Raw genomic sequence first — 26,572 nt, 5'->3', positions numbered from 1 at the left:
TTTTCGCTTTTTGCTTTTTGATTGCGGAAGCGAATCGGGTCATCGACAAGTCTATCGAGATAATCGGAATGGTTCAAGAGGGAATTGGTTCCAAGGAACTATTTACAGCGAATGTGAGTCTATTCGGCCCAGATAACAACATGATTAAATGATATGAATCTATCGAGGGAGCCTAAAAATAGAAGAAGCCAGTCGTTTTGACTGGCTTTTCATATGAACCTGCGAGAGATCAGCAAGTTTACGCCCCTGCCGGTTTATTTCTCCGTGATCGTTACTGTATTGATTTTAATGGTTTGCTCTGGAATGCTTGTTTCACCTGTTTGTGGGTTGGCTTTTACTTTTGTTCCGGCGATTTTTTGTACGACATCCATACCGCCTACTACTTTTCCGAAGATCGTGTAATTTGGAGAGTTTTCCAGCCCTTCGACATCCTTACCTGATCCGATGAAAAATTGGCTGCCGTTTGTGTTTTTTCCTGCGTTAGCCATTGCCACAACACCAGCTTCATACTTGTGACCGTTTTTCAGTTCATCTTCAAAGGTATACCCAGGACCGCCGATACCAGAGCCAAGTGGATCGCCTGTTTGAATCATGAAATCCTTGATCACGCGGTGGAACGTAACACCATCATAGAACTTGTCCTTCGCGAGGAAAACAAAATTGTTTACGGCGATAGGAGCGTCTTTGGCAAACAGATCAACCGTAATATCTCCCATTGTCGTAGAGATTTTTGCCTGATACGTCTTTGCTTTGTCGATCTGCATAGTTGGAGCTTTGTCATACTTCTTCGCGCCAGTTGGACCAGGCGGCTGCGCTGGTGTATTATCTGCTGGCTTTTGTGGCTGAGTCGGTTGTGCTTCAGGAGACTCAGGTGATGTAGGTGTGGTGGAGTTGCTACACCCCACAAGTAGGCTTATCGAAAGTAGAATCGAACTTACAGCTAGTAGCGTACGTTTCATTTTAATCATCCCTTCATATGCTCGTTTTACGCCCCACATCACATTATAATAAAAAGATGCGTGTGGTCAAACTTTGGCAAGCATGTGTAAAAGTTGTAGAACCGAACAAATCCTGAAAAGAAAAAAGCTGCTTGTGTATCAAAATAGGTATAAATTACTAGTGTGAAAGCGTTTTCGCTAATTCAATCACATGGCTGCTTTTCCCATACTCATGATATGATGGAAGCAGGCGAGCAGGGCTTGCTCGAATACATGATGATGTTCACTTTTGTTTTTTGAAACTGGAAAAAATTGTGTGACTCTGCTATATACTTGATCATGAGGGGGACTATAAATGAAAGAGCGTTTTGAAACCAAAACGGTACATATTGGACATGAACCTTTGCGTCAAGTTAAAGCCAAGTCAACCCCCATCTACCAAACCTCTGTATTTGCCTTTGAAGGCCTGGAGGAAGTCGAGCAATTTTACACGGGTGAAGGCGAGTATCTGTATACGCGAAACGGAAATCCCAATCAGGCAGAGCTTTCCGATGCAATCGCGTCTCTTGAGCAGGCAGAGGCAGGTGTTAGTGCAGCATCGGGCATGGGGGCAATCCTGGCAGGACTTCTGTCCGTTCTGGGACCAGGTGATCACGTCTTGGCGTCCCATGAAATTTACGGAGGTACCTATGCGCTTTTATCCAAGGAGCTTTCCCGGTTTGGAATCGAGCTTACGTGCATCAACTTAAATGAAGAGTCATCCCTTGCTGGTCACGTACGTCCTCAAACCAAGCTCTTTTTTCTGGAAACAATTACGAATCCTTTGCTTACAGTCGTTGACATGCCGTTCTGGATCGAGCAGGCAAAACAGCATGGATTAACAGTGATGGTAGACAATACGTTTGCAACTCCTTATTTGGTACAGCCATATGCGTTAGGAGCTCATCTGGTCGTTCACAGTGCTACAAAGTACATAGGCGGTCATAGCGATGTCACATCAGGGGTATTGGTCGGGGAACGTGAACGGATTGCAAGAGCGCGGGAAATTGTCGTAAACTATGGCACCTCACTTAGTCCCTTCGAAGCCTGGTTGACAGCCCGAGGACTCAAGACACTTGCGCTGAGAATGGAACGTCAATGTGACAATGCGAGCGAAGTCGCGTCTTTTTTGCAAGAGCACCCTGCCATCAAGCACGTCTATTACCCAAGCAAAGAATCGACTGCGTTTTTTCATCGCCAAAAACAAGGAGCGATGGTCTCTTTCACGTTAGCTGACGAAAATAAAATATATGATTTTTATCGCGCCTTGGACTGGATCAAATTTGCTCCGTCGCTAGCTGGAGTAGAGACCAGTGTATCCCATCCTGTGACGACCTCGCATCGCGCTTTTACAGAAGAGCAGCGACAGGCAACGGGAATTACGATGGGGCTTGTTCGTTTATCTGTTGGGATTGAAGCTGCCGAAGACATCATTCGGGAGCTAAACCGGGCCTTACAAAAATAATTCAAAAAAATTTACCCTAAATTCTGTTACTTTCTTCCGAGTCCAAACGTAATACGAAGTTAGAGTAGAAATACTATGTCTGAACGATTTGCACGACTTTTCATGATGAGTTGTGCTTCTTTAAGACTGGAAGAAACCGAGGAAACCGTACATGGGGATGGCAATGAACCGCTCCGCGCAACCATCGGTCCAATCGAATGAGGGTTATTACGAATCTCGTCCGTTTACTGAACTGTATGACGAATATTTTGATCGGGTTAACCGTTATTTGCGTTGCCGCGTTCAAAATTCATGGGACGCAGACGATTTGACGACGGTGGTTTTTTTAAAAGCGCTGGAAAAATTTGAACAATATAGCAGAACCAGTCCGTTTGCTTCCTGGATTTTCCGTATTGCACATAATGCCTATGTGGATTTTATGCGGAAAAACAGGGAGATCCCAGTAGATCAGGAGGAATTTCTGGGGGCAGAACCGGATGATACCTGGCAGCCGGAGCGGCAGGCATTGACGAATGAAGAAATTCGTTTGCTTCGTGACCGGCTCGACTTGCTGTCGCAGGATCAAAAAGACGTGTTAATGCTCCGCTATTTTGCCGATCTCAAAATCAGTCAGGTGGCGGAAGTCCTGGACAAGACAGAGTCAAGTATAAAAATGATCTCATACCGCGGCTTGCAAAAACTGCAGAAAATGTACGAAAGGGGGGACTCCGAATGAGAGAGGAGAATCAAAACCCCCGGGGTTATGACGAGGATCAGACAGTTCCCATGCTCCTAACCCATTTAAAACAGTTGCGGCGTTCCGTTCCCGTTAATTATCAATTGAAATCGGAATTGAAGAAGCAATTGTTGCAACGGATGAGAGAGCTAGAGGTTCAAAAGAAAAAATTACCGGATGTAATCGTGTCAAAACGAAGAAGGAAGCTCATGCAAGCTGGCGTTGTTTCTTTGGTAGTGGCGCTTGCTTTTGGCAGCTATGCATGGTGGACAAAAGATGCGATTTCTGTAAGTGAACCAAAGCTCCTCTCCCTACCAGCTCAATCAAGCGCGGAACAAGTAGATATGGACCCTGCCGGTACCCAAATTGCATACATTTCCCAATCGGCTTTACTGCGTACCCTTCCTATAAATAGTGATCAAAAGCCACTTTCAGTCAAATTGCCACCAACAGAAGGTAAATACCTATCTGTCTCTTGGGGAAATCATGGAACACAGATCGCGGTTGTCGAACAACAAGATCAGTTGTCCAGACTTTGGATCGTTGATCTGCCAACTACCTACAGTATGGGAAGCAGCCGTCTGTTAAAAGAAGAAGATGGCGTTTTGTACCAGGCTCCTAGCTGGTCACAAAATGACGATTCGATCGCCTATTCCCGTACGAAAAATGGCGTTCAGGAGATTTGGGTGAGCAGCACGGTTTCGTTCCAGGAGTGGAAAATTGCGGAAGGCTCGCAGCCTGAATGGTCACCAGACGGTCGTTTTCTGGCGTTTGTGGATGAAGGGGAAATCCGAATTATGGAAATGAGGACAGGTAAAATAACGATTCTGGGTAAAGGTGAATGGCCTTCCTGGAGCGGGGATGCACGGTTGACCTACACAAACATCGAAGGAAAGCTAGTCGAAAGCATTGTGGATGTACAACCTGTCGCGACAAGTGAAGTCACCTTGTTTAATAGATCTTCCGATAGGCTGATTCGAGCTAACTGGTCAGCAAAAGGCAAGCAATTGCTGCTCATATCGCATGAAGAGCAACCAAAAGCGCTGGTTATCTCACTGGCGTCACGATAACGAGCGGAGGAACAAACATGAGATGGAAATGGATGTTGGTCCTCCTGATGGTTTGGCTGAGCGTTTCTGTTCAGCAGGTAAAAGCGGAGGGCAACATAGAGGTAGAAGTAAACGTACCATTGAGCGGAATCATTAAGTATGACTCATGGATGCGACTGGAAGTTAACGTGACGAGCAAGGAAGAGGCGTTTCATGGATTTGTTGAGCTGTCAAAAGGGAGGGCCAAGAAAAATTCTTACCAGCCAGCCCTGCGTCAGCCTGTCGTGATTGAAAAAGGACAGAGTAAGAAAATCGTTTTTGACATGCCTGTTCAAGTCATGCTCGATGAGTGGAATATTTTGCTGACAAAAAATGGGCAGGTCGTCCAAAGTGAGAAGCTGCGACTGCCTTACCCAAAAGACGGACGAACCGTTGGGGTCGTGCACGAAGGCGGCAATGCGTTTCATTTTCTAGCCATTAACCAATCCCAATTCAATATGTCCAGACCGATGACGGTGCAAAATTTGGCGCCTGAGATGCTGCCAGATCAAGCCTGGATTTATCGTAATCTGGATGTGCTGGCACTCGGGGGGAAGCAAGCTGCTCTCTTAAATGATCAACAGGTCGTGGCTATCAAGGAATGGGTGCAAATGGGCGGGATTGTCATTTTGTCAGCTGGACCCGGACAAGATGGTATTATTCAAAAATTTGCAGATGTCTTTTCGGTAGCCCCTGGAGTTGGAGGCACGATTGCGCTATCCGAAGGCTTACGTCCCTACACTGGTGACAAGCTTGCTCCTGTTGGCTCCATTCCGGTCTATAACAAGGATGTCCCCTTGTTTTCATCGCAAAAGGCAGGAAAGGGCATGTTGCTGTTTGTCAATTACGATGTGACAGCAGAGCCGATGGCTTCCTGGCAGCATAATTTGCAGCTGTGGCAAAGCGTGCTGCAAAAGCATGGGGCGCAAGAATTATTGGAACAAAATACGTACATGGACCAAATGACTCGTCCTTTCCTTGAATTAAGCCGTATGATTCCAGATGTGCAGACCCCTTCTCCGACGTGGATGGTAGTTTTGTGGGGCGGTTATGTGTTTTTGATCGCACCGCTCACTTATTTTGTGCTGAAACGAGTGGGACGCAGTGCATGGGCGTGGGGTGTGATTCCTGGCCTTGCCGTCCTCATTTCAGTTGGTATTTTTGCGATCGGAAAGCCATTGGTTGTGAAAACAAGTGCGAGTAACGCCATTTCCGAGATTAGCATTTTGGACGAACACACAGCACAGACCAGAACGGCGGCTACCTTTTTGACAGTAGATCAGGATCAGTTTGATGTAGAGGTAAAAGCACCCATCATCGCGCTTCCGTTAACACTTGGGCGCAATGATTACGAACCAGAGGGTCAGGCAGAAAGAGATCAATTTCTAGCCTATCGAAATCTTCCTTACCTCACACCCAAACAAGCGATCGGATATGGCATTGTGCGCGATATCGGAGAATTTGAGAGCGATTTGAAGGTGAATCGGGATCGTTTGCAGGGACGTATCAAAAATAATACGAAATTCTCCTATGACAATACTTTTATTGAGATTGGATTACAGCGTATACCAATCGGCGCAATGAAAAAGGGAGAAGAGAAACAGATCGATAGTCTTCTCGAGCCACTTCTCATGCCCAGACAAGAGCAGCAAGTTGTGCCATTAACAATCGAAGAACAGCATAACAGGCTGAAGGACATCGTGATGGCCTATGGACAAGGGAATCAAGTGCGAATCGTCGCGACAAGCGATGAAGAGCTGCCTCTCTTAACGATGCGTGAACCACATCGCGCCCATTACTGGAACGTCGTCAATCAAGCCGTTTATTTAAAACCGAATGATCAGGGACTCGTTACGTACCCGTACGGTTTACTGGGTGTATACATCAATGAAACCGTAGGAGAGTATGACTCCAGTGGGCCAAACCTGTGGCAATTGGGCAAAGGAAGTATTACCTTTGAGCTAAAAGCAGGCAATGCGCAAATGGAAATGGAAAGGCTGATTGTTCCTCTGGATCACAGTCCATTCCGACCGTTCAAAATCGAGTACTTCCACCAAAAGAGTGGAAGATGGCTGCCAGTGGAAAGGGCATCCAGACTGGTGCTGGAGAAGGATTTGGAAGACGTGCTGACACCACAGCAATCCCTGCTGCTACGCTTTTCCAACGATGGAACAACGCGCTTGTCATTGCCTACGCCGTTTTTCCAAGTAGAGGGGAGTGAGCGGAAATGGTGATTGAAACCGTTCATTTAAGCAAGCAATATGGAAATTTACAAGCTTTGACCGATTTAAATCTCTCGATTGATGAGGGTAAGGTGTTTGGCTTCATTGGCCCCAATGGAGCGGGAAAATCCACGACGATGCTCATTTTGTCAACCTTGCTGGAGCAAACGGATGGTGACGCGTATGTGTGTGGATACAATGTACGTAAAGACCCGGTGAGTGTCCGTCAGTCACTTGGCTATATGCCGGATTTCTTCGGTGTGTATGACAACTTGACAGCTGTGGAATATTTGGAGTTTTATGCGGGGGCGTTCAAGATTCCTGCGCCAAAGCGAAGAGCACTTGTAGCGGATTTGCTGGAGCTGGTCAATCTCTCTCATAAAGCGGATGCGTTTGTTGATTCACTCTCTCGCGGGATGCAGCAACGCTTAGGGCTTGCACGTTGCCTTGTGCATGATCCGGCTGTACTGATTCTGGATGAGCCTGCCTCTGGATTAGATCCGCGTGCACGGATTGAGCTGCGGGAGATTATCAAACAGCTTCGCGAAATGGGCAAGACGATTTTAATCAGCTCACACATCCTTCCAGAGCTGGCAGAGCTGTGTGACGATATTGGCGTGATTGAGCAAGGGAGACTGATCGCTTGTGGATCAGTTCACGATGTAAGCAATCGTGACAGGGAAATGAGCATTATGCAATTACGCGCACTGCACAATCAAAATACGGCAGCCTTGATTCTTAGCAACCATTCGTCTGTATCCAATCTGGAGGAGTACATGGGCGGATTACGGTTTTACTTCACCGGGTCGGAGCAGCAAAAAGCAGATTTACTGCAGGAATTGATCGAAGCCCAGGTAGCCGTCGTTTATTTTGGCGATGCCAAGGCGAATTTAGAGGATGTTTTCCTGTCTATTACGGAAGGGGTAGGTGGCTGATGAATAGCTTCTTTTTTAACCCCATTCTGGTAAAAGAGATGAGAGAGCGATTTCGCTCCAAGAAAACGGTTTGCATTCTGGCTATTTATTTGCTGATTATGGGAGGAATTCCAATCGGGTTCTTGCTCATGGACCCGATGAAGGCTGCTGCACTAGGGGAGAACCGCAACCTGTTTCTCTTGTCCGCAGGCATTCACTATGCGATGGTTTGCTTCGTCGCTCCTGCACTGACGGCTGGTGCAATCAGCGGGGAAAGGGAGCGGCAAACGCTCCAAATTTTATTGACGACTCAGCTTTCCACGCGCACGATCATTTTAAGCAAGCTGATTACATCACTGGCGTTCTCCTGTTTGCTTCTGGTCGCCACTATGCCTTTGTATAGTATCGTAATGCTCTACGGCAGCGTGTCACCTGAGCAAATGGCTAAGCTCATTCTCTTTTTGGCCATCAATGTTTTATTTTTAGGTTCACTTGGTCTGTTTTGTTCAACTTGGATCAAACGCACCTCTGTCAGCACAATCACGTCCTATGGAATTGCCTTTTTCTTTGTCGTTGGAACGGGACTGCTCTTTTTCTTCATCGGCGAATCTTTGCAGCAAGCATATCCTGAGCTGTTCCCCGATGACGGCGTATGGAAATTATCCCAGCTCCAAATGCTGGCGGGAATTAATCCGGTGATTGTTTTGTTTGGGATTCTGGGTGAATCAATTGCTCACTCTGATCAGATTACGTTTTCACCATGGCTGTTCTTTTCGTGTTTTTACTTGTCGCTGTCTGTGATTTTCGTTTTTTGGAGTGCTTATTTGTTAAAACCGATTCGTCGGACATGGTGGAGTTGGAAGAAACGACCTGTTCGTGTAAAATGAGAGACGTTGAGGAGAAGGGGGGTTTTTGCGTGAGTGAACAAGAAGTACAAATTATTGATTTTGAAGAAATGCTGCGATTTATTGAAAGTCGCTTAGCATCTGCCGGGATGCTCGTGAAACGAGAAGCAATTATCACGATTCTTCAAGCAGAAGAAGCGTTTTTGATGGAAAAAGGCGTTCTGCAAGAGTACAGCGAGTAAACAGCGAACAACCTGCCAGATTGGTAGGTTGTTTTTTTGTGCGGCAAAAGACCCACCAGTCTTTTTATCCAGTAGCTGTGCTGGTATCACTCGGTTTTCACCAAAAAGTACCAGCAAAAAAGAGGAAAAGCATGATTTATGGTGAATTCTTTGAGCCATATCCTGTGGATCAAAACGAGGTGCATAATTTTGCAAACGCAAGAAAGTGATAGGAAAGTCCCGGGAACAAAAGACCTCCACAGAGCGGTGGAAAATGGCTATAACCATATCTTTAGACTGGCTCGAGATCATACCGGTGATTTTGTGATTACGTTATCAGAAGGAACATTGGCGATAGAGTTCGGATTGACAACCGAGCAGATAAGCGGAAAAAAGCTCACTGACAATCTGTTTAGCCGTGCAGATATTCAGGTGCTGCCATATTATGAAAGAGCTTTTATGGGCAACGTCGTGGAATTTGAAACAAGAATTCGGGAGCGGACTTTTTTAACGACTCTTTCCCCGATCAGCAAGGAAGGAATAGTTATTGAGGTGATCGGCTCGTCTACCGAAATTACCGGGCGCATAAAAATGGAGCAGCAATTGCAAGAAACCGAAGAACTGTATCGGAGTCTGGTAGAAGATACGCTTGTTGGTGTGTATATTGCCTATGTAGAGCATCCGGGTTTTGTTTATGTCAATCCACGACTTGCTGAAATCTTTGGTTACAGTCAGGAAGAGCTGGTGCAAATGACGGCGGCAGATCTGGTCATACCCGAGGAGCGAACGATAGTTCGTGCTAATCAGGATGGGCGGCTAAATGGCGATCGTTCCAGTATCCGCTATCAATTCCGTGGGCTGCGCAAAAACCAAAGCAGGGTTGAGGTCGAAGTATTGCAAAAGACAAGCATGTATAAAGGGAGAGCAGCTGTAATCGGAATTCTGCAGGATGTGACAGAACGCAAGCAAGCTGAAGAGATTGTTCGCAAGTCGGAGATGCTCTCCATAGTGGGCCAGATGGCAGCTGGAGTCGCTCACGAGATACGCAATCCGCTGACCTCGCTCAAAGGCTTCCTACAGCTACTCCAGAGGCAAACCCATGACAATAAAGAGTATTACGGGATCATGCTTTCCGAGCTCAACCGTATCGAGTTCATCATTAGTGAATTTTTGGTTCTGGCTAAACCACAGGTCATGATTCATCGCAAACACGAAATACAGCAGCTACTCGAGAATATTGTCATGCTGGGAGAAACCCATGCCATTATGTACAACGTCGAGATCAAAACGCAGTATGAGAAAAATATACCGCCTGTCTCGTGTGAGGAGAATCAGTTAAAGCAAGTTTTTCTGAATTTACTGAAAAACGCGATTGAGGCGATGCCAACAGGCGGTAAGGTCACGGTCACTGCCAAAATGGACGGCAGCATGCTGCTTGTTGCCTTTGCAGATGAAGGCTGTGGAATATCTGAGGATCGTTTGGGGAAACTAGGTGAACCCTTTTTTACAACAAAAGAAAAGGGCACCGGGCTTGGACTTATGGTCAGCTACAAAATCATTGCTGCACATGAAGGCACGATCCGTGTCAGAAGTGAAGAGGGGGTAGGCACGACATTCGAGGTAAGAATACCTGTGGGATAGTATTCATTCGCCTGTTTGCTTCTACCGGAAAAAAACGGTATGATGGAATTGAGAGCCAATAACCGCATAAGGACGTGAACACATTGACAGAAGAAAATAAAGACCTTGAATTGGGCGATATCATTACGCTGGATGATGAAAATGGTGAACCGTTGGGTGACTTTGAAGTGATTGCACTGTTTGACCTGAACGGTAAAGAATATATTGCCTTGACCGAAGCAATCGAAGAGGAAGAAAGCGAAGAGGAATTGGACGAAGAAGTAGATATCTTCGTATTCCAAGTTGACGGTGGAGAAATGGTTCCACTCGAAGAGGACGAGGAAAGTACTGTTTATGCAAAGCTGAACGAGGTTTTGGAAGGCATCGAACTGATTAAAGAAGATAACTAAATTCTTTTATAAAAACAAAAGCCACTGCAGGCTCAATGTAAATTGTGACCGTGCAGTGGCTTTTTGCATCCATTTAGTCGTTCATTTTGATGATGTTGTCTTTGAGGTCGCGGACACAAAGCAGACACGTATAATCAGTCTCCAGCAATTCTCTGACCAAAGAAGAACATTCGTCCTTGGTCAGACCCAGCTTTTCAAGACGGGTGCGCAGCTCTTCACCGCCATTGTCAAAAAAATGGGCTTTGCTGTCAATGTCTCCGACCGCGCTTTCAAAGTGAGTACTGAATTTATAAAAATTGTTCCGTTGATTGGAGTGGTTTTTATCGGGGTTCCATTTTAAAACCCAGATATCATCCTTGTGGTATCCAGAAGAATTTAATGCTTGAATATCGGAGACCAACTCCTGATCGTAGCGGTGGAACTTTACAAACGGCTTGGTAGCACTAATCAAGTTGATTTCCCCCTTTTTCGCCTCTGAAGACGATGCCTTACTAGGATGCCCTATGAATCTGGACAGATGATTGGAAAAACTTGTCCTTTCTCTTTGACCTTTCTTTGTCAGAAATGCTACACTATGAACTGGTAGTTGTATGAAACGATTCCCAAAAAACACTTGTGTCTAGACGACCGTTTCGTTTTTGGCTTCTTGACCCAGTGAAGCATGCTGTACCGTATAGACGAACACTGACGTCTGTTTACCGAGAATTTATCAAAAATCGGCCATCTCGCTAGGGGCGAGGTGGCTTTTTTACCCCATTTTGCTATGGTCGTTGAATACTATAGGAACCATACGGTACAATAGCGATTAAGTGTTCGCTGCATGCGGCGATCAGCCAAAGTTTTTCTAAGGAAGTTGCTTTTACAGTAGAGGGGAGAGCGCGATTGAAGGAAACAGATACACTACATACATTAACGTATACGGAAGAGGATATTCAGGTCCTGGAAGGCTTGATTGCCGTTCGAAAACGTCCAGGAATGTACATAGGCTCCACCGGCAGCAGAGGTCTCCATCATCTTTTGTGGGAGATTGTGGACAACGCAAAGGATGAAGCGCTGGCAGGTGTAAACGATAGTATCATTGTTACGCTCTACAAGGATGGCAGCGTAAGCGTGGAAGACCACGGGCGCGGGATTCCGACTGGTATGCACAAAACAGGACGACCTGTTCCCGAAGTGATTTTTACGACTCTGCATGCCGGCGGTAAGTTTGGTGGCGGAGGTTATAAAAAAAGTGGTGGGTTGCACGGAGTAGGCTCCAGTGTGGTTGTGGCATTGTCCAAATGGCTCGAGGTAGAAATCCACCGCGAGGGCAAAATTCACAAGCAAAAATTCGAATATATCGTAGACGAGAAGGGCGTTGAGCATGTAGGCAAGCCCGTAACCGATCTCGAAATTACCGGAAATACCAAACGGACGGGGACGACTGTTCGTTTTTTACCTGACGAAGCGGTTTTTGGAAACGCTCGCTTTGACTACGAGACGATTCGTGATCGCTTCCGTGAAACAGCCTTTTTGTTGAAAAAGCTGAAAATGGTATTGATTGATGAGCGTGGCCCTGAGAAAAAAAGGGAAGAGTTTTACTTTGAAGATGGACTGAAATCGTATGTGTCCTATCTGAACGAAGGAAAAAACACGCTCCACCCGATTGTTTACTTTGAGGGCGAAAAAGACAACGTCTATGTCGAACTGGCCTTCCAGTACAACGACGGCTATACAGAAACGCTCGTCTCTTACGTCAACTCGATTGTCACTCTAGACGGAGGAACGCATGTAACGGGCTTCCGCAATGGTACAACCCGCATATTTAACGAATTTGCCCGGAAAAAAGGGTACTTGAAGGATAAAGATCCTAACCTGACGGGAAATGATTTGCGCGAAGGCTTCCTGGGCGTCTTGTCCTTGCAAATGGCTGATGTCCAGTTTGAGTCGCAAACAAAGGATAAGCTGGGGAATGAAGAAGCTCGGGCCATTGTGGAGCAGATCGTTTCAGAAAAACTCGGATTTTTCCTGGAGGAAAACCCGGAGACAGGCAAGCTGCTGATCGATAAGGCGCTTCGCTCTGCTGAAATTCGCGAGGAGCTCCGTAAACAGCGTGAAGCTTTGCGTGGTGATAAAAAAGGGAAGACGGCAAAAAAGCGCAAGTCCATTTCCGAAAAGTTCACCCCACCGCAATATAAGGACTCCAAGCGCAATGAGCTGTTCCTAGTCGAGGGTGACTCTGCTGGCGGTTCGGCTAAGCAAGCGCGAAATTCCGAGTTTCAGGCTCTGTTCAGCTTGCGCGGCAAACCCCTGAATACGGAAAAAGCAAAGCTGTCCGAGGTGCTGGCCAACGAGGAGTTCAGAACGATTCTCGAAGTGCTTGAAACCGATATCGGCGAGGAATTTTCCATCGAAAACTGTGCGTTTGACAAAGTCATTATCATGTCTGATGCGGACGTGGATGGCTCGCACATCCAAACCTTGCTGTTGACATTTTTCTTCCGCTACATGAGACCTATGATCGCAGCGGGTCATTTATATATCGCCCAGCCACCGCTTTATCAGGTGAAAAAGCAGAGCAAGGGCAAGCAGACAGAAGCCATCTATTGCTGGTCAGACTATGAGCTGGAGCAAGCCTTGAAAAAGGTTGGACGCGGTGCAGAGGTACAGCGTTATAAAGGCTTGGGTGAGATGAACGCCGATCAGCTCTGGGAGACGACGATGGACCCTGAGACTCGCAAGCTGATCAAGGTAGAGCTGGAAGATCTGGCTCACTGCGAAAAACTCGTTACTGTATTGATGGGCGACAAGGTTCCTCCAAGACGCGAGTGGATTGAAAGCCACGTCACCTTTGAAATGGGGGAGGATGAATAAGCATGTTGTCCAATCAGATTATTAAACAGAGCTTCGCTGAGATCATGGGCAAGCGTTTCGGGGATTATGCCAATCTGGTCATCCTCTCCCGTGCGATTCCGGATGCGCGTGATGGTCTCAAGCCTGTACAACGCCGTATTCTGTATGCGATGTACCAGGAAGGCAATACGAATGACAAGCCATACCGCAAATCAGCCAAGACAGTTGGATACGTAATGGGTACATACCATCCGCACGGAGACTCAGCCATTTATGAAACGATGGTTCGGATGGCACAATGGTGGAAGATGCGTCAGGTGCTCATTCAAGGTCACGGAAACTTTGGTAGCTTGGATGCAGACCCGCCAGCTGCCATGCGTTATACAGAGTCACGCTTGTCTGCGCTGTCCAATGAGCTTTTGCGCGATATCGAAAAAGAAACAGTCACCTTTATTCCGAACTATGATAATTCAGCAATGCAGCCTGCGGTTCTGCCTGCACGCTTTCCGAATCTGCTCGTTAACGGTGCTGCAGGGATTGCGGTTGGTTTTGCCACGGATATTCCGACGCACAATTTAGGAGAAGTCATCGACGCTGCTGTGGCACAGATGAAGAATCCAAGTATTACCCTGGACGAGCTGATGCAGCATGTAAAAGGACCTGATTTTCCAACAGGTGCGATTGTCCAAGGGGTATCTGGCATCCGCAAGGCTTTTGAAACTGGACGCGGACAATTCATCATTCGCGGGAAAACTCATGTCGAAGAACCAAAAGGTGCGAAAGTAAAGAAAATCGTGATCTCCGAAATTCCTTACGAGGTAGTCAAATCCAAGCTCGTGGCACAAATTGATGAGTTGGTGATGGAGCGGAAAATTGAGGGGGCTCTCGCTGTCCGGGATGAAACTGGACGTAAAGAAGCCGAGCTCAAAAAGGTACGCATCGTGGTCGATATTCGCAAGGAAGCCGATGAAAAAGCGATTCTCAATTACTTGTACAAAAATACCGATCTGCAAATCTATTACAACTACAATATGAACGTGATTCACGAGGGAACCATCCGCCAGATGGGACTCAAGGCTCTGCTTGCGGCGTACATCGATCACCAAAAGGAAGTTGTTACGAATCGATCCCAGTACGATCTGAACAAAAAACAGAATCGCGAGCATATCGTCCAAGGCTTGATCCGAGCGAAATCGATCCTGAGGGAAATTGTAGATACGATTATGGATTCCGAGGATCGTGCAGACGCCAAGCGAAACATCATGGAGAAGTACGGCTTTACGGAGGCGCAGGCTGATGCAATCCTGAACATTCAGCTGGCGTCGTTGACGCGTCTGGATATTGTCAAGCTGGAGAAGGAATTGGCGACGCTGGCAAAAGAAATCGAGGAGCTCAAGGCGATTCTGGGTAGCGAGAAAAAGCTGATCCAGGTCATTACCGGTGAGCTGAACGAGATCAAGAAAAAGTATGCCGAGGAGCGCCTGACGGAAATTCAGGGAGAGATCGAGGAAATCAAGATTGATATCGCGATGCAAATTAATGCGGAAGATTGCATCGTGACTCTTACCAATGAAGGGTACGTCAAGCGGACAAGTCCTCGTTCGTTCAAATCAGTGGGCGGCACGCTTGAGACCTGTGGGGTAAAGGAGGGGGATCGTGTACGTCACTTCGTAGAAACGAATACGTCCCATACAGCCCTCTTCTTTACACAGGATGGAAAGTATTTCGCTACACTCGTTAATGCTTTCCCAGATGACAAGTGGAAGGACATTGGTTCTGCTCTCGTCAACGTGATTCCTCTGGAGAAGCAGCAGCGAATCGTTGGATTTACCATCGTCGAGAGCTTCAAGCAGGAGCTGTATGTGTATCACGTCAGCAAAAGCGGTCTGGTCAAAAAGACAGCACTTGCTGAATACGAAACGAAGCGTTCGAGTGCCGTGGTCGCTGCCAAGCTGAAATCGGATGGAGACGAGTTTGTCCATGTATTTGTCGCTAATGAGACAGGCGGTATTCTCGGGGCAACAAAAGATGGCATGGGCATCCGCTTTATGCGTAGTGAGATTAGCACAACAGGCCGTGCCTCTAGCGGGGTGAAGGCCATTACACTGGCTGCAGGGGATGAAGTCATTACGATGCTGCCAATCGAAGAAGACGATAGCCGGGCATTCAGCTTGGTAACAACAGATGGTGTCTTGAAACGGACAGCCATTACTGATATTCCGCTACAGGGCCGTGCAGGCAAAGGTGTGACGTTGATCCGGAAAAGAAAGAGCAATCCGCACCAGCTGCTTGCGATCAGCATAGATGAGACGATGTATGCATGGACTGAGCAAAGTGAATGGAGTCTGATCGATACGAGCCAAGTCATTGTGAATGAACAGGGCGGCATTGGTCGAACAGTAGTCGAAGGCGGCTTGAAAGCTATCGCATTTGAAACCGTTTTGCCTACGGAAGAATTAAAAGATCACGGTCCTGCAAAAGCATCGGGAGAGGGAGCATCCCAAGGAGGCTCATCACAGAAAACGCCAGACTCACAAGGTACTCTTTTTGATGAGTAAACTGGCTGAGAAGGAATGATGTGTAGATGGCAACTACGTTCGAGTCTTTTATTTCGCCGTTGAGCTGGCAACAGGTATCTTTGTTGCTTGAGACTGTACAGTATTTTGAAGAAGCGCCCAAGCTGCTCTCACTTCCGCAGCAGGGGGGAGCAAGCGTTGCCGTACCGATCACGGCAGAGACGCTGACCGCCATGCTCAGCTGTCTCGATGAGCAAGATGCCTTTACCCGTAAATCGTTTGATCTTAGCTGGGATGAAGGCGAACAGTCCGGGCACGGTACGCTAGTAGTCAAAATGCCTACAGGCGATACGATAAGACAGCCAGCAGACTGGTCATTGTTTTCAGCCGTATAAATAATGAGAATGGAATCGCTCCAGGATGTAAGGTGCTCTCATTTAGAGAACCTGCTTTTCTGGGGCGATTTTTTTGCATAAGGACAAAGAAAGTTGATCGACAAAACGAAATCGTGTTACAGTTTGGACAAACCATTTTTTATGAACAGAATTTAGACAGGCATGTGGAGGATGAGGAAAATGGAACAGCTTACGACACAAAAAGCAGCTTTTCTCGACGTAATCACTGAGCGTCGCTCGGTTCGTCATTATGATCCAAGTGTCAAAATTTCGAGGGATGAGATTGCCGAGATGCTGAAAGAAGCGACCTTGGCGCCTTCCAGCTCCAATCTGCAGCCATGGAGATTTTTGGTGATTGATGATCAGGAATGGAAGGAGAAGCTGCTTCCTATCGCATTCAACCAGCAGCAAGTTGTGACTGCCTCTGCTGTGATCGCGATCCTTGGAGATTATGAAGGATTCAAAGCGGCTGAAACCATTTACAGCAAAGCGGTGGATGCAGGATATATGAACGAGGAAGTGAAGAGCTCTCTTATCCAAAACATAAACTCACGCTACAGCAATAGAGAGCGTGAAGTGATTAAGCAAATCGCCTTGGTTGATGGTGGGTTGGTTGCGATGCAATTTATGCTTGTTGCCAAGGCTAGAGGGTATGACACGGTGCCGATGGGTGGATATAATCCTGCCAAATTCAAAGAAGCATTCAATATCTCAGATCGCTATGAAACCATTATGCTGATTGCGCTAGGAAAAGCAGCTCAGCCTGGGCATCCTACTGTGCGATTGGATGTAGAGGACATTACTTTTTGGAATGAAATGCCCGCCCCTGTATCTGGAAAGTAACACAGCAGACGGCGATCGATGAAGCTGCGCATATATCGAACGGAAAGAAGGATAGATGATGAAACGAATACTGGCAATCAGCGATATTCACGGTGAGCTCGAAAAGCTGGAGTCGCTGCTGCTGAAGGCAGAGTATAAACCCGACGAGGATCAACTGATTCTGCTTGGGGATTATGTAGATCGCGGCCCCGATTCCAAAGGGGTAGTGGAAAAAGTGAAGCAGCTAAAGGATAACGGAGCGATTGTGCTGATGGGCAATCACGATCATATGATGGTGAAATCATTCGAGCAAGACCCAGTGTTTATCGAACGCTGGTTTCGGAATGGCGCAGGGCAGACGCTTGCAAGCTATGATCACATAGCAGCGAAGACAGAGTCTGGTGCCACCGAGTTTTTGGAGAAAACGGAAAAAATCGAAGAGCATGTGGCTTTTTTGGCAGACCTGCCATGCTTTTATGAAACAGAGGACTACATATTTGTTCACGGCGGTGTTCATCCGACGACCGTGCTTGCTGAAACAGACCCGTACTTGCTCATGTGGATTCGGGAAGAATTTCATAAAGGCTATTGCGGAGAAAAAACGGTCGTTTTCGGGCATACCCCGACCGATAATTTGCACGGGAAGCATGATGTCTATTTTGGTGAAAACAAAATTATCGGGATCGATGGCGGAGCGGTCTTTGGCGGTCGTCTGAACTGCCTGGAGCTGCCTAGTCAAAAAGTTTATTCGGTTGAATAACCGCTTTATGGATGAATGGAAAAGGCTTGGGTCACACTACAGTGGGAGGTGTGATCACTGTGGAACGAAACATGAATGTGAACGGCAGGGAATACAATTTTGCCACTACGTACGATGGTGACTCGCAATATAATGTACAAGTGCGGAGCGGCAATAAAGTGGTGACGATGTTCAAGATTTCTGCCGAGTCCGAGAGCGAAGTCTTTGATGCTGCGATCGCCCATTTTTCTGCCGATATTGAGATGGGTAATCTAAATGTTTGAGATGAGAAACGCAGCCTGATCATAATGGGGCTGCGCTTTCTTTTGTTTACACATTTGCTATCATGTGCTAAAGTATTATTGTTTCCGCGGACACAAAAGGGGTGAGATGAGATTTGGACCTCAAAAATAAAGTTTGGAACCAATGGGTGACCATGCTACATAAACAGGAGGAGCGAAGCAAGCACCGTGAAGCAATCTTGCTTGCCCAAATCAAAAAGAGCCTGCCTGACTATGATCATGCAGGGGATATTTCGATCACGGAGCTGCATGTCATCCAAGCCATTGGGAATCACGACGCCATGAATGTTACATCAATTGCGCATCAGATCGGTGTAACGAAGAGTGCCATTTCCAAAATAACAGCAAGGCTGATCAAAAAGGAATTGATCGAGCGTTATCAGCTCGAGGACAATCAAAAAGAGGTCTTTTTTCGGCTGACCAAAGGGGGAGAAACCGTCTATCACTTTCATGAACACTACCATTACCGACTGGAACAACACATGTTCAAATTTTTGGAGCGCTACAGTGAAAAAGAGCTGGCTTTTTTGGAAGAAGTGATGATTGCGGCAACGATTGAAATGAATAAAAATTGGGCGGATGACTAAGAGGAGCATTGCCCTTTTTTTACACCGATTGTTTCCTAGGACACTAAATGTAACGCCAGGGGAGAGAAACCGTTCATGAATACAAAAAAAGTACTATTCCTATTAGGAGTCACCATTCTCCTGGGCACTTTTGCCCAAAATTTGTTCATGCCGATTTTGCCAGTTATGCAGGAAGAATTCCACACTAGTAGCTACCTCATTAACTGGACCGTCTCCATTTTCACGGTTATGCTTGCTGTCATGCAAATTGTGTATGGTCCTTTTATTGACCTGTGGGGACGAAAAAAAGTGTTGATACCTGCTCTTGTGCTGTATACGCTGGCCTCTTTCGGATGCTACATGGTTGATTCAATCTATTCACTTTTGTTTTTCCGGGCCGTGCAGGGGATTGGATTTGCAGCCATCCCGATTGTGGCAGCTACCGTCATCGGTGATCTCTTTTCTGGACCGAAACGTGCTGAAGCAATGGGCACGTACCAAATGATGCTCGGTATTGGTCCTGCGATCGGTCCACTCCTCGGAGGATGGATCGGGGGAGCAGGTGGTCATTCTGCTGTTTTTCTGTTTCTGGCAATAAGCGCCTTGTTTTTACTAGTAACCAACACGATATGGTTGCCCGAAACAAAAAAAGAGCAGTCTACTTCTAACGGTTTTAGTTTCCGCTTGTTTGGTCATGTTTTGAGGCAACCAATTGGGGCTTCTGTCATCCTGCTAGGCTTCACACAGATGTTTACGTATTACTCTTTTTTATTGTATTTGCCCGTTCAATTAACGGATCGCTATGAACTGAGTGCAGAACAAATCGGCCTGGTCTTTTTGCTTGTTTCCTTCACATTCATTATTAGCAGCAAGGCTTCGGGAAAGGTGCAAAAGCGAGTGGGTACACGCAGAGCCTTACTTTTGACTGCCGGCTCCCATGCCCTTGCGACTTTCTTGTTTATGGCCTTGGCAGATGCTTCTCTAGTACTGCTCGTGTTATCCAGTGCGTGCTTCAGTTATACACTTGGAATCGGTATGCCTGTGCACACGACGTTGTTATCTGAGGCTTTTGAAAAAGAAAGAGGGACAGCGATCGGTGTCTACAACTTCATTCGCTATGGAGGAATGGCGGCTGGTCCCGTCATAGGAGTGGCTTTGTTTGGATGGGGAGGAACGTGGCTTGAGTTTGGTGTGGCAGGTGTTACGATTGCCGGAGCGGTATTGTTTGCAGTCAAAAAGGTAAAGAGTTTGCAGGCTGTTAGCCAATGATTCCGCGTAAAAGCGTGCTCTTTTGCTTTTCATGTTCCGCTAAATATGCTACAACTGGATTGAATGAACGGAGCGGGAGGAGCATGCATAGATGCATCAACAGCATGAACGGGATGTACTTGAAGTGATCGCAGACTGGAAAAGCAATCCGACAGGCAGGCAAAAGATAACAGAAGGGGCATGTCTCACCATGCTCCAGCAAATCGAGGAGCGGCGAAAAATCAATCCAGAGCCAGCATTAGATCAAGCGGAAGCAGTCGTTCTAACCAAGCTGGCTGCAATTCGCCTGATGAAAAAGGGCGGGGAGAATCTGGCAGCTGAATGGATCAAACGTGCCTTGCAGCTAGCGCCCAATGACAATCAGGCTTTGAACGTACAGTTACAGCTCTATTTTACGAAGCTGCGCGAGTCAATACAGAAAGATGCGTACCCAGCAATTCGAGAGACGGACAACGTAGTTACGCGCAGACGGAAAGCAGAAGTATTGCAGCAGATGGCTACGGACGAGCTCAAGGCGGTGGCAAACTGGCGACTGCTTGCGAAAGAAGCGAGAGATATTGCACAGACGCTGTCTCAGGTGGAATGGAAGACGAAAGCAAACGATTTGGAACAGCTCTACATGAAGCGTGAACAGCTGTTGCAGGAGTTGCTGGAGCGTGTAGAAGCATACTCTGCCTCGCTGTCAGGTGTGTTTTTCTCGATAGAAATGCTGTCACAGCTGCAGGAGACGATACGAGCGCTCACAGAACAGCAATCACGTCAAGAACAGCTATTGTCTGAACAAGTGACCAACCGGACGGATGAGGCGATTGCCGGAGAGCTTGGCGCATTAGAAAAGCTGGAGCAACTAATAGGGTTGGAAGAAATTAAGAACCGTGTACGGCAGCTCGCTCAATTTTTGCAATACCGGCAATTACGGGAAGAAAGAGGCTGGCACATGCAAGACCAGCTGCCATTGCATTTGGTTTTGATGGGGAACCCCGGTACAGGAAAAACCACATTAGCTCGTTACATTGCCAGCTTGTACCACGAATTAGGCTTGCTTTCCACGGGACAATTGGTTGAGGTTGACCGATCTCATCTAGTCGGAGCCTATGTCGGTCAGACTGAACAGCGAGTCATGGATGCTGTCAAGCAGGCTGACGGAGGAGTGTTGTTTATCGATGAAGCGTATAGCCTGAAGCGACCCGACAGCTCGGGGAGCGATTACGGGCAAGCCGCTATCGATACGCTCGTTGCAGCTATGACAAGCGGGGAATACGCGGGCCGCTTTGTTGTGATGCTAGCGGGCTATCCAGAGGAAATGCGTCATTTTTTGTTTGCCAATCCGGGCCTTTACAGCCGTTTTCCGCAAACAGGACATTTTCTTTTACCTAATTACACGACAGATGAGCTCATCCAAATCGCTGACGAGGTGGCAACCCGGAATGACTTCGCATTGACAGATGCCGCGAAAAAAGCACTGAGACAGCGCATTGAAAAGGCACAGGTCGATGATACGTTCGGCAATGCCAGAACAGTTACCAATCTTGTTCTCGATTCAATTTTTGCCAAAGGACGAGCATCCGCTGGTAAAGAGCTGCAATGGGAGGATTTTACGCTTCTACTTCCAGAGGACGTGACGGAAGAACAGGTAAGTACGGATAACCAATCTGCCTTGGACAAGCTACAGTGCTTGATCGGGCTTGCAGAGGTTAAGGCAGAGCTGCGAAAAATTGCCGCATTCGTTGCAGTCGCCAAGGAGCGCAACGTTCGTGGAATGACAACGAGCCCGATTGAGCTGCACGCTGTCTTCACAGGCAACCCGGGTACGGGAAAGACGACGGTAGCTCAGCTGTATGCGCAGATATTGAAAGAAATCGGATACTTGAAGAGAGGACATCTCGTAACAGCAAGCCGAGCAGATTTGGTGGCTGGCTACGTCGGTCAGACAGCGACTCATACGCGCCGAAAAGTGAGAGAAGCGTTGGGCGGAGTACTTTTTATTGATGAAGCGTATGCCTTATTAGGCAGTGGTGAGAATGATTTCGGCCAAGAAGCGATCCATACGCTTGTAGAGGAAATGACGCGGCACGAAGAGAATCTCGTCATCGTCTTGGCCGGTTATCCAACCGAAATGAATCAGCTGTTGGCAAGCAATCCAGGACTACTGTCTCGTTTTAAAAAATACGTCCACTTTCCAGACTACTCCGTGGATGAATTGGTATGGATGCTGCAGCAGGCGGCGCATTCCTCCGGCTATTCTCTCGTCGATTCGACTGTAGATCAAATCAGGGAAAAGCTTTTGGAGATAACGAGCAAGCACAGAGTAGATGGGAACGGCCGTTTCAGTAACAATCTGTTGCAAGAAGCAATTCAAAATCAGGCGCTGCGGCTCATGACGCTCCCTAAAGACGAATGGACGCAAGAAAGATTGAGCGGGCTTATCTGGGAAGACTTTTCAACACTACTAGACGTTGGCGAAATTTAATTATGTCCCACCCTTTCTCCTAAAATGGTAGCATCATGCCTTGGGAGAAAGGGTGTTTTTGAATTGCTTAGAAATGGAATCAAAAATGTAACCATAATATTTATTATGTTAACTATTCTCTTGGATGTCTCCCTTTCTGCTTCTGCTAAGCATACTGACGAGCGCGTGGGATCGATTCGGATAGAGGCAAAAAAAGAGCTTGCGATTGACTTGGATTCCTCAATCAACAGTAGGTCAGAGCTGGTGATTATCCAGTTTACAGGGCCAATTCAGGATAATTGGATCGAAGAAGTGGAGGAATGGGGTGCATTGCTTGGGGACTACATTCCGGACTATGCATACATCGCCAAGCTCGCTGACCAAAAAATAAGGAAGCAAATCGAAAAGCTGACGTACGTGGAGGGCGTAGTCCCGTTTCAGCCAGTGACAAAGGTTTCTCCTGCTTTGCGCTCAGCCCTGGGGAAAAATCGAAGCGTGGATATAGCTGTCATCGGCTTTGATCAGCAAGTGAATATGCAGCGTACAGTTACGGATTTGGTTCCCGAAGAGGAGATTGAAGCGATCCAAACCATGGAGGACGCTAGCCACATCACGATTGCTACGATGAATGCGCAGAGCTTGGAAGAGGTAATTCTGTCTGAGGATGTGATCGCGGTAATCCCTATTCCGGAAAACAAGCTGCATAATGATAGAGCTGCAGTGCTGACGAGTTCTGATGCGCTTTTATCAACAGGGTATAGTGGCAAAGGACAAATTATCGGAGTCGCAGATACAGGGCTAGATACCGGAGAGGAAGCAAATATCCATCCTGATTTTCAAGGCCAAATCAAAAGCTTGTACGCAAGGGGAAGAAAAAGGGATGCGAGTGATCGCCACGGACATGGAACGCATATAGCAGGGACACTAGTGGGGACTGGAGCCGCTTCAGGTGGCGCATATAAAGGGCTGGCACCAGATGCCCAGTTAGTGTTTCATTCCATGCAGGATCGATATGGGGCCCTACTTATTGATGTAGAAACCTTTTTGTCCCAGTCTTACAAGGATGGGGCACGTATACATTCGGACTCATGGGGTGCTGATGACGAAGGGGAGTATAGTCTGACCTCTTTTTTATTTGACCGTTTTTTATGGGAGCATCCTGATATGACTGCCCTCATAGCGGCTGGTAATGCGGGGCACAGTGGCTTTCAAACAGTGGGAAGCCCCGCGACTGCCAAAAATGCAATTGCTGTAGGGGCAACAGAGAGTGACAGACCTGATTTGGGAGATTGGTCAGATGAGCCCGATCACATCTGGCACTACAGCAGCAGTGGTTTGACGGCGGATGGTAGAATGAAACCGGATATCGTTGCACCTGGCACCGCCATTCTTTCCGCACGCTCATCTCTAGCACCAAACAAAAACTATGATCGTCGCTATGATGAGTATTATGCGTACATGAGTGGGACAAGCATGGCAACACCTGTCGCTGCGGCAGGGATCGCACAAATCAGACAATTTTTATACGAGCAGGGACAAAAGAACCCGAGCAGCGCCCTGCTCAAGTCCATGCTGCTTACTGGCGCAGATGATTTGGGGGAAGACATGAGGCTCCAGGGCTTCGGACGAGTTAATTTGCTTCAGGCGATCGAAACGGACTATGTGGACGAAAAGAAGGGGCTACGAACAAAAGAAAAGCGGACCTATGCCGTAAAAGTCACTGATACAGCGAAGCCGTTCGTAATTACTCTGACCTGGACCGATTACCCGGCGTCATTCATGGCAAATCGAGCTTTGGTAAATGATCTGAATCTGCAGGTCATAACCCCGGACGGTGAGAAGCGCAATGGGAATGACTTTTTTGAAGCGCCCTATGACGATGAGGTGGACAATCTGAACAACGTCGAGCAGGTGTGGATCGGAAAGCCCGAGGCGGGGATCTATCACGTCACGGTAGAGGGGTACAATATTCCAAAAGGTCCACAAGCGTATGCTTTGGCGACGACCGGAAAATGGATGCCAGTCGAGAGTAACGATCACGATGAAGATGAATCTGAGAAAGATGTCATCAAAGGTCAGCTCAGCAAGAAAAAGAAGTTTGTGGACTATTCTATGCGCGTGTCCAAGCCTGGAAAGCTCAAAGCGTCTGTGGAATGGAAGGGGGATGCGGATATCGATCTGTACGTCTATGACAATCGAAAAAAAGTAATCGCTTCTGCCAAAAGAACGGATAACCCAGAAACCGTATCGCCCATGCTCACCAAAGCAGGCTCTTATCAAATCCGCGTACTTTTGGATGACGGAGAGGAAGCACAATTTCGGCTTCGTCTTTCCTATCCGGGAAAATAAAGAAGAGGACATAGCCTATGTGCAGCATAGTGCCAAGGCTTTGCCCTTGTATTGTACCTTCCGAAAGTTTCATTTTTTTGCTAAACATTGTTCCCCGTAAGTGTGTTCTCTTTATTCAACCAATCCAGTGCGCGCAAAGCTATCTCGATGCATAGTCGACGGTTTGGCGTCGCATAATCCTCCCCGAGACACTCAGAGATTTTCTCCAGGCGGTGATACAGTGTCTGGCGATGGATAAATAGCTTTTCTGCTGCCTCTTGCTTGGAGAGGTTGGTATTCAAATAAACACGTAGGGTGTGCACAAGCTGCGAGCCATGCTCCTCGTCATGGGAGATGAGCGGGCCCAGATAATCGTGAATAAAGCTTTTTAGTACAGGCTCATATGGCACATGAAAAAGAAGGCGAAACAGACCGAGATCAGAAAAAAACGGGCTCGGCGATTCATGATGGAAAGCCAGTGCCTGCTCCGCCTCCGCTAGATGCTTGCCTGCTTCAGATAGTCGTTTGCCGACCCTTCCGACTCCAAAAGAAACCTGCGTTTCAACTCCCATGATGGAGGTAGTGATTCGGGTAATTTCCTTCATTGCTTTTTCCAGCAGTCTGCGGGTCTCGGGTACAGAGCTTTTTTCAAGCAGCAAAAAATAAAAACGATTGCCGATGCACCGAATGAAGGTCCGAAAGCCCAGTCTGGTCAAAAGCGAACGAAAAACGGCTGTCAAATCATGAGGTGGCAAGGAATCGGAATGGTTGGACTGTTTTTGCTCAAAAGACATCAGCATGGTGTGGTATGTAGGCACCTTGGAAGTCCCAGACAGGCCGAGCAGGGAGCGGATTTGCTCCTCCGGCATGGGCCGATTGGCAATCAAATCGTCGAACAAGCGCTGCTCGGTTGCGCGTGCTTGCTCTTCTACGAACATTTTGCGCATCAAAATCTGCGCCATGGCACTGACTGTATTATCGAGTGTGAGCTGCAAATACTCGTCCACATTTCGCTCATACAAAACCATTCCCACATAAGCGAGCAAGTGCCCCATCGCAATAACGGGCTGATAAAAAATCCGTTTTGTATCGGTCAGGTCCAAAAAAAGAGCATTGGCGCTTGTTGCAGCGTCTGCGGGAAAATGCGTGCGCATCAGCTCTGCCAGCTCTGTCTGAATGGAATGAGGTGGAGTAGGGACAAACTGGGGAGCCGTACCAGGGGCATAAATAAATACTTGTGTTTGGACGGCCGCCTGAAAATGCTGCAAAAGCTTTGGGATGCCCTGTGCTTGCAAGCTGAGCTGCTGAAGGCTGCGGGAATACGCCTCCAGGTCACGCAGTGCCTGCATCTGGCGATTGATCAGATGCTCGTGCAGGTCTTGTGTAATATCGACAAACCGAACAGTCTGATGAAAAACGATCAAGGGGAATTCGTGGTGATTGGCTATATCCAGCATATCGTCCGGAATCCCGGAAAAATAAGTGCCCAGCTCCAAGCAAAGCCCTGCTGCCTTCCTGCGTATGAGCTCCGACAAATAAGTGAGTCGCTTCTCGCGTGCCTCTCCAAATCCGAGTCCGGTAGAAAGAATCAGCTCCCCTCCATTTAAGAATTGTCCTGTATCCGCAGATTCGAGTACATGTACCCAGCGGACGGGGCGTGATAATCCACGATGTCCAGCGACGACCTCGGAATGCTGGAACAAAGGGCGCTTGATTGCTTCGGCGATTGTTAAACGCCAGTCGCTGTTCATCAGGTTCCTCCTATCTTGCAAATGAATATCGCGAACTCGTCTAACAATTGACACTCTGTATGATGAATCCTACCGAATGTTTAGCGCTTTGTCTAGTGATGACAGGCTTTGTTTTTGGATAAAATA

The 26,572-nt window shown here is 47.3% G+C and carries 22 protein-coding genes; 19 read left to right on the top strand and 3 right to left on the bottom strand.

Going from position 1 to position 26,572, the window contains the following annotated elements; translation table 11 throughout:
* Nucleotides 1-254: 254 nt before the first annotated feature.
* Nucleotides 255-959 carry a peptidylprolyl isomerase gene (locus SB752_RS17910; RefSeq protein ID WP_410716968.1) on the bottom strand — a complete coding sequence of 235 codons (705 nt, stop codon included), beginning with the start codon at nucleotides 957-959 and terminating at the stop codon, nucleotides 255-257.
* A gap of 334 nt (nucleotides 960-1,293) precedes the next feature.
* On the opposite strand from SB752_RS17910, the gene SB752_RS17905 reads away from it, so the two are divergent.
* The 9 genes from SB752_RS17905 (at nucleotide 1,294) to SB752_RS17865 (ending at nucleotide 10,477) form a co-directional block, all read left to right on the top strand.
* Complete coding sequence (locus SB752_RS17905; RefSeq protein ID WP_410716967.1) at nucleotides 1,294-2,442, top strand: trans-sulfuration enzyme family protein; 1,149 nt, start codon at nucleotides 1,294-1,296, stop codon at nucleotides 2,440-2,442.
* A 151-nt stretch (nucleotides 2,443-2,593) separates the two neighbouring features.
* Nucleotides 2,594-3,157: an RNA polymerase sigma factor gene (locus SB752_RS17900; protein WP_103106115.1), complete on the top strand. Its 564-nt coding sequence runs from the start codon at nucleotides 2,594-2,596 to the stop codon at nucleotides 3,155-3,157.
* Nucleotides 3,154-4,227: a hypothetical protein gene (locus tag SB752_RS17895; protein WP_410716966.1), complete on the top strand. Its 1,074-nt coding sequence runs from the start codon at nucleotides 3,154-3,156 to the stop codon at nucleotides 4,225-4,227. Before SB752_RS17900 ends, SB752_RS17895 begins: the two co-directional genes overlap by 4 nt.
* A 17-nt stretch (nucleotides 4,228-4,244) precedes the next feature.
* Nucleotides 4,245-6,479, top strand: coding sequence for a hypothetical protein (locus SB752_RS17890; protein WP_410716965.1), 2,235 nt, complete (start codon nucleotides 4,245-4,247; stop codon nucleotides 6,477-6,479).
* Nucleotides 6,473-7,402, top strand: a complete 930-nt coding sequence (locus SB752_RS17885) for an ABC transporter ATP-binding protein (RefSeq protein WP_410716964.1) — start codon at nucleotides 6,473-6,475, stop codon at nucleotides 7,400-7,402. The genes SB752_RS17890 and SB752_RS17885 overlap by 7 nt, the downstream gene beginning before the upstream one ends.
* Nucleotides 7,402-8,268, top strand: a complete 867-nt coding sequence (locus tag SB752_RS17880) for an ABC transporter permease (protein ID WP_410716963.1) — start codon at nucleotides 7,402-7,404, stop codon at nucleotides 8,266-8,268. The genes SB752_RS17885 and SB752_RS17880 overlap by 1 nt, the downstream gene beginning before the upstream one ends.
* Nucleotides 8,265-8,468, top strand: a complete 204-nt coding sequence (locus SB752_RS17875) for a hypothetical protein (protein WP_410716962.1) — start codon at nucleotides 8,265-8,267, stop codon at nucleotides 8,466-8,468. The genes SB752_RS17880 and SB752_RS17875 overlap by 4 nt, the downstream gene beginning before the upstream one ends.
* Before the next feature lie 189 nt (nucleotides 8,469-8,657).
* Complete coding sequence (locus SB752_RS17870; RefSeq protein ID WP_410716961.1) at nucleotides 8,658-10,088, top strand: PAS domain S-box protein; 1,431 nt, start codon at nucleotides 8,658-8,660, stop codon at nucleotides 10,086-10,088.
* Between the two features lie 83 nt (nucleotides 10,089-10,171).
* Nucleotides 10,172-10,477, top strand: coding sequence for a DUF1292 domain-containing protein (locus tag SB752_RS17865; RefSeq protein ID WP_410716960.1), 306 nt, complete (start codon nucleotides 10,172-10,174; stop codon nucleotides 10,475-10,477).
* A gap of 73 nt (nucleotides 10,478-10,550) precedes the next feature.
* Here the strand turns inward: SB752_RS17865 and SB752_RS17860 are convergent, their stop codons facing one another.
* Nucleotides 10,551-10,928, bottom strand: coding sequence for a YflT domain-containing protein (locus SB752_RS17860; RefSeq protein WP_410716959.1), 378 nt, complete (start codon nucleotides 10,926-10,928; stop codon nucleotides 10,551-10,553).
* 431 nt (nucleotides 10,929-11,359) lie between these two features.
* On the opposite strand from SB752_RS17860, the gene SB752_RS17855 reads away from it, so the two are divergent.
* From SB752_RS17855 to SB752_RS17810, 10 genes are all read left to right on the top strand, one after another.
* On the top strand, nucleotides 11,360-13,330 hold the full coding sequence (locus tag SB752_RS17855; protein WP_410716958.1) for a DNA gyrase/topoisomerase IV subunit B: 1,971 nt from the start codon (nucleotides 11,360-11,362) through the stop codon (nucleotides 13,328-13,330).
* A 2-nt stretch (nucleotides 13,331-13,332) separates the two neighbouring features.
* Nucleotides 13,333-15,867, top strand: coding sequence for a DNA topoisomerase IV subunit A (gene parC / locus SB752_RS17850; protein WP_410716957.1), 2,535 nt, complete (start codon nucleotides 13,333-13,335; stop codon nucleotides 15,865-15,867).
* A 26-nt stretch (nucleotides 15,868-15,893) separates the two neighbouring features.
* Nucleotides 15,894-16,220 carry a hypothetical protein gene (locus SB752_RS17845; RefSeq protein WP_410716956.1) on the top strand — a complete coding sequence of 109 codons (327 nt, stop codon included), beginning with the start codon at nucleotides 15,894-15,896 and terminating at the stop codon, nucleotides 16,218-16,220.
* Between the two features lie 180 nt (nucleotides 16,221-16,400).
* Nucleotides 16,401-17,063, top strand: coding sequence for a nitroreductase family protein (locus tag SB752_RS17840; RefSeq protein ID WP_410716955.1), 663 nt, complete (start codon nucleotides 16,401-16,403; stop codon nucleotides 17,061-17,063).
* Nucleotides 17,064-17,121: 58 nt separating this feature from the next.
* The gene (locus SB752_RS17835; protein WP_410716954.1) at nucleotides 17,122-17,802 is read left to right on the top strand and encodes a metallophosphoesterase family protein; all 681 of its coding nucleotides are present in this window, start codon (nucleotides 17,122-17,124) and stop codon (nucleotides 17,800-17,802) included.
* Between the two features lie 59 nt (nucleotides 17,803-17,861).
* On the top strand, nucleotides 17,862-18,065 hold the full coding sequence (locus tag SB752_RS17830; RefSeq protein WP_235615666.1) for a hypothetical protein: 204 nt from the start codon (nucleotides 17,862-17,864) through the stop codon (nucleotides 18,063-18,065).
* A gap of 113 nt (nucleotides 18,066-18,178) precedes the next feature.
* Entirely contained in the window at nucleotides 18,179-18,670 is a 492-nt protein-coding gene (locus SB752_RS17825) for a MarR family transcriptional regulator (protein WP_410716953.1), read from the top strand.
* Nucleotides 18,671-18,745: 75 nt separating this feature from the next.
* On the top strand, nucleotides 18,746-19,918 hold the full coding sequence (locus SB752_RS17820) for an MFS transporter (protein ID WP_410716952.1): 1,173 nt from the start codon (nucleotides 18,746-18,748) through the stop codon (nucleotides 19,916-19,918).
* Nucleotides 19,919-20,009: 91 nt separating this feature from the next.
* The gene (locus SB752_RS17815) at nucleotides 20,010-22,388 is read left to right on the top strand and encodes an AAA family ATPase (RefSeq protein WP_410716951.1); all 2,379 of its coding nucleotides are present in this window, start codon (nucleotides 20,010-20,012) and stop codon (nucleotides 22,386-22,388) included.
* Nucleotides 22,389-22,451: 63 nt separating this feature from the next.
* Nucleotides 22,452-24,716, top strand: coding sequence for a S8 family serine peptidase (locus SB752_RS17810; RefSeq protein ID WP_410716950.1), 2,265 nt, complete (start codon nucleotides 22,452-22,454; stop codon nucleotides 24,714-24,716).
* An 80-nt stretch (nucleotides 24,717-24,796) separates the two neighbouring features.
* Here SB752_RS17810 and SB752_RS17805 read toward each other — a convergent pair whose 3' ends face one another.
* On the bottom strand, nucleotides 24,797-26,446 hold the full coding sequence (locus tag SB752_RS17805; protein ID WP_410716949.1) for a PucR family transcriptional regulator: 1,650 nt from the start codon (nucleotides 26,444-26,446) through the stop codon (nucleotides 24,797-24,799).
* Nucleotides 26,447-26,572: the final 126 nt, after the last annotated feature.

It is taken from the genome of Brevibacillus sp. SIMBA_040, from assembly GCF_046535075.1.
Classification (GTDB): domain Bacteria; phylum Bacillota; class Bacilli; order Brevibacillales; family Brevibacillaceae; genus Brevibacillus.
Note: the sequence above shows the minus strand (reverse complement) of the source record. Positions and strands in the feature narration are given on the sequence as shown.

Coding starts and splice junctions, on each gene's coding strand:
- parC (WP_410716957.1), top strand. CDS start 13,333: ATGTTGTCCAATCAGATTATTAAACAGAGCTTCGCTGAGATCATGGGC.
- SB752_RS17845 (WP_410716956.1), top strand. CDS start 15,894: ATGGCAACTACGTTCGAGTCTTTTATTTCGCCGTTGAGCTGGCAACAG.
- SB752_RS17880 (WP_410716963.1), top strand. CDS start 7,402: ATGAATAGCTTCTTTTTTAACCCCATTCTGGTAAAAGAGATGAGAGAG.
- SB752_RS17895 (WP_410716966.1), top strand. CDS start 3,154: ATGAGAGAGGAGAATCAAAACCCCCGGGGTTATGACGAGGATCAGACA.
- SB752_RS17815 (WP_410716951.1), top strand. CDS start 20,010: ATGCATCAACAGCATGAACGGGATGTACTTGAAGTGATCGCAGACTGG.
- SB752_RS17820 (WP_410716952.1), top strand. CDS start 18,746: ATGAATACAAAAAAAGTACTATTCCTATTAGGAGTCACCATTCTCCTG.
- SB752_RS17805 (WP_410716949.1), bottom strand. CDS start 26,446: ATGAACAGCGACTGGCGTTTAACAATCGCCGAAGCAATCAAGCGCCCT.
- SB752_RS17885 (WP_410716964.1), top strand. CDS start 6,473: ATGGTGATTGAAACCGTTCATTTAAGCAAGCAATATGGAAATTTACAA.
- SB752_RS17900 (WP_103106115.1), top strand. CDS start 2,594: ATGGGGATGGCAATGAACCGCTCCGCGCAACCATCGGTCCAATCGAAT.
- SB752_RS17910 (WP_410716968.1), bottom strand. CDS start 959: ATGAAACGTACGCTACTAGCTGTAAGTTCGATTCTACTTTCGATAAGC.
- SB752_RS17890 (WP_410716965.1), top strand. CDS start 4,245: ATGAGATGGAAATGGATGTTGGTCCTCCTGATGGTTTGGCTGAGCGTT.
- SB752_RS17835 (WP_410716954.1), top strand. CDS start 17,122: ATGAAACGAATACTGGCAATCAGCGATATTCACGGTGAGCTCGAAAAG.
- SB752_RS17840 (WP_410716955.1), top strand. CDS start 16,401: ATGGAACAGCTTACGACACAAAAAGCAGCTTTTCTCGACGTAATCACT.
- SB752_RS17905 (WP_410716967.1), top strand. CDS start 1,294: ATGAAAGAGCGTTTTGAAACCAAAACGGTACATATTGGACATGAACCT.
- SB752_RS17875 (WP_410716962.1), top strand. CDS start 8,265: ATGAGAGACGTTGAGGAGAAGGGGGGTTTTTGCGTGAGTGAACAAGAA.